This window comes from Streptococcus sp. (assembly GCF_032481935.1).
Taxonomy (GTDB): Bacteria; Bacillota; Bacilli; order Lactobacillales; family Streptococcaceae; genus Streptococcus.
Genome location: NZ_JAWERU010000078.1, coordinates 1 through 3,239, shown reverse-complemented (window position 1 = coordinate 3,239; position 3,239 = coordinate 1). Strand labels below are relative to the sequence as shown.

Sequence of the window (3,239 nt, the reverse complement as noted above, 5' to 3'; positions counted from 1 at the left end):
CAAGTGTTTTTGTTTGTGTTGTTGTTGTGTTGTGGGTTGTTGTTTGAGAACTATATAGTGGACGCGAGCATCTTCTGGAATTTGCGTTGAATCAATGCTTTTGTGTTGGTTTGATTGTTGATTTTAGATTCTTATTTTTCTTGATTGTGTGTAAGTTATTAAGGGCACACGGTGGATGCCTTGGCATTAAGAGCCGATGAAGGACGTGTGAATCTGCGATAAGCCTCGGGGAGCCGATAACTGGGCTGTGATCCGAGGATTTCCGAATGGGGAAACCTGGCTCATCTTCATGGTGAGTTACCGCCAGCTGAATGTATAGGCTGGTTGGGGGGAACGCGGGGAAGTGAAACATCTCAGTACCCGCAGGAAGAGAAAATAAAGTAATGATTCTGTGAGTAGTGGCGAGCGAAAGCGGAAGAGACTAAACCTGTGGTGTGTGATAGCGGTTAGGCGTTGCATCATGGGGGTTGTGGGAGTCACAGTGGTAGTTCTAACTGGCTGCCGGCATGATGTTCAGGATGGTAGGTGAACGACTTGGAATGGTCGGCCGTAGAGGGTGAGAGTCCCGTAATCGAAATTGTTCTGTCCGTGGTGTGGCCACCCGAGTAGCACGGGGCTCGTGGAATCTCGTGTGAATCTGCCAGGACCACCTGGTAAGTCTAAATACTTCTTAGTGACCGATAGTGAATCAGTACCGTGAGGGAATGGTGAAAAGTACCCCGGGAGGGGAGTGAAATAGTACCTGAAACCGTGTGCTTACAAGCCGTTGGAGCCTTTTGGGGTGACAGCGTGCCTTTTGAAGAATGAGCCTGCGAGTTAGTGTTATGTCGCGAGGTTAACCCGTGTGGGGTATCCGTAGCGAAAGCGAGTCTGAATAGGGCGTTTGAGTGGCATGACCTAGACCCGAAGCGGAGTGATCTATCCATGGCCAGGTTGAAGCGACGGTAAGACGTCGTGGAGGACCGAACCCACTTCAGTTGAAAATGGAGGGGATGAGCTGTGGATAGGGGTGAAAGGCCAATCAAACTCTGTGATAGCTGGTTCTCCCCGAAATGCATTTAGGTGCAGCGTTACGTGTTTCTTGCCGGAGGTAGAGCTACTGGATGGCCGATGGGCCTTCACGGGTTACTGACGTCAGCTAAACTCCGAATGCCGGTAAGTGAGAGCGTAGCAGTGAGACAGTGGGGGATAAGCTTCATTGTCGAGAGGGAAACAGCCCAGACCACCAACTAAGGCCCCTAAGCGTGTGCTAAGTGGGAAAGGATGTGGAGTTGCTTAGACAACCAGGAGGTTGGCTTAGAAGCAGCCATCCTTGAAAGAGTGCGTAACAGCTCACTGGTCAAGTGATTCTGCGCCGATAATGTAGCGGGGCTCAAGTACACCGCCGAAGTTGTGGCAATGACCCTTTGGGGTTGTTGGGTAGGGGAGCGTCGTGTGGCCGTTGAAGCTGCGGTGTAAACCAGTGGTGGAGGCTATGCGAGTGAGAATGCAGGCATGAGTAGCGAAAGATGAGTGAGAAACTCATCCGCCGGATGATCAAGGGTTCCAGGGTCAAGTTAATCTGCCCTGGGTTAGTCGGGGCCTAAGGCGAGGCCGACAGGCGTAGTCGATGGATAACGGGTTGATATTCCCGTACCGGTGAAAAACCGCCCATACTGATATTGTGATGCTAACCATGCGAAGCATGATGTGCAGGCTTTTGTTTGTGTGTTGTGTGGGTTGTGGGACCCGATCTTTGGAGGTAAACGTGTTAACAGGTGTGACGCAGGAAGGTAGCCAAGCCACGCGATGGTTGTCGTGGTCTAAGCGTGTAGGGTTGTCGGTTGTTAAATGCGCCGGCTGTGTGCCTGAGACGTGATGGGACCCCGTTTTTGGGGGATTTGGTGATCCTATGCTGCCGAGAAAAGCATCGGCGTGAGGTTTTAGCCGCCCGTACCCTAAACCGACACAGGTGATCAGGTAGAGAATACTAAGGCGATCGAGAGAATCATGGTTAAGGAACTCGGCAAAATGCCCCCGTAACTTCGGGAGAAGGGGGACCTTGAGCGTGATGGGCACTTGCTGCCTGGAGCGTGTATGGGTCGCAGAGACCAGGGGGAAGCGACTGTTTATCAAAAACACAGGTCCGTGCGAAGTCGTAAGACGATGTATACGGACTGACTCCTGCCCGGTGCTGGAAGGTTAAGAGGATTGGTTAGCCTTTTTTGGGCGAAGCTGAGAATTTAAGCCCCAGTAAACGGCGGTGGTAACTATAACCATCCTAAGGTAGCGAAATTCCTTGTCGGGTAAGTTCCGACCTGCACGAATGGAGTAACGACTTCCCTACTGTCTCAACCATGAACTCGGCGAAATTGCAGTACGAGTAAAGATGCTCGTTTCGCGCAGCAGGACGGAAAGACCCCGTGACCTTTACTATAGTTTGGTATTGGTGTTTGGTTTGGCTTGTGTAGGATAGGTGGGAGACTGTGAAGCATGGACGCTAGTTTGTGTGGAGTCGTTGTTGAAATACCACTCTGGTCAATCTGGATGTCTAACTTCGGGCCATGATCTGGTTCAGGGACAGTGCCTGATGGGTAGTTTAACTGGGGCGGTTGCCTCCTAAAGTGTAACGGAGGCGCCCAAAGGTTCCCTCAGCCTGGTTGGCAATCAGGTGTTGAGTGTAAGTGCACAAGGGAGCTTGACTGTGAGACTGGCAGGTCGAGCAGGGACGAAAGTCGGGACTAGTGATCCGGCGGTACGTTGTGGAACGGCCGTCGCTCAACGGATAAAAGGTACCTCGGGGATAACAGGCTGATCTTGCCCAAGAGTCCATATCGACGGCATGGTTTGGCACCTCGATGTCGGCTCGTCGCATCCTGGGGCTGGAGTCGGTCCCAAGGGTTGGGCTGTTCGCCCATTAAAGCGGTACGCGAGCTGGGTTCAGAACGTCGTGAGACAGTTCGGTCCCTATCCGCTGCGCGCGTTGGAAATTTGAGAAAGGCTGTCCTTAGTACGAGAGGACCGGGACGGACGAACCTCTGGTATGTCAGTTGTACCGCCAGGTGCATGGCTGATTGGCTACGTTCGGGAGGGATAACCGCTGAAAGCATCTAAGCGGGAAGCCTGTTTCGAGATGAGATTTCCTGGCACTTTGGTGTGTGAGGCTCCTTATAGATGATGAGGTTGATAGGCCGGGTATGGAAGCGGGGACTGAAGACTCGTGGAGTTGACTGGTACTAATAGGCCGAAGGCTTACTTTT

Annotated in this window: 1 rRNA gene; it reads left to right on the top strand. The window is 52.2% G+C overall.

The features are described 5' to 3' along the window. Positions 1-148: 148 nt before the first annotated feature. Positions 149-3,239 (top strand): 23S ribosomal RNA (locus tag E7C97_RS09190).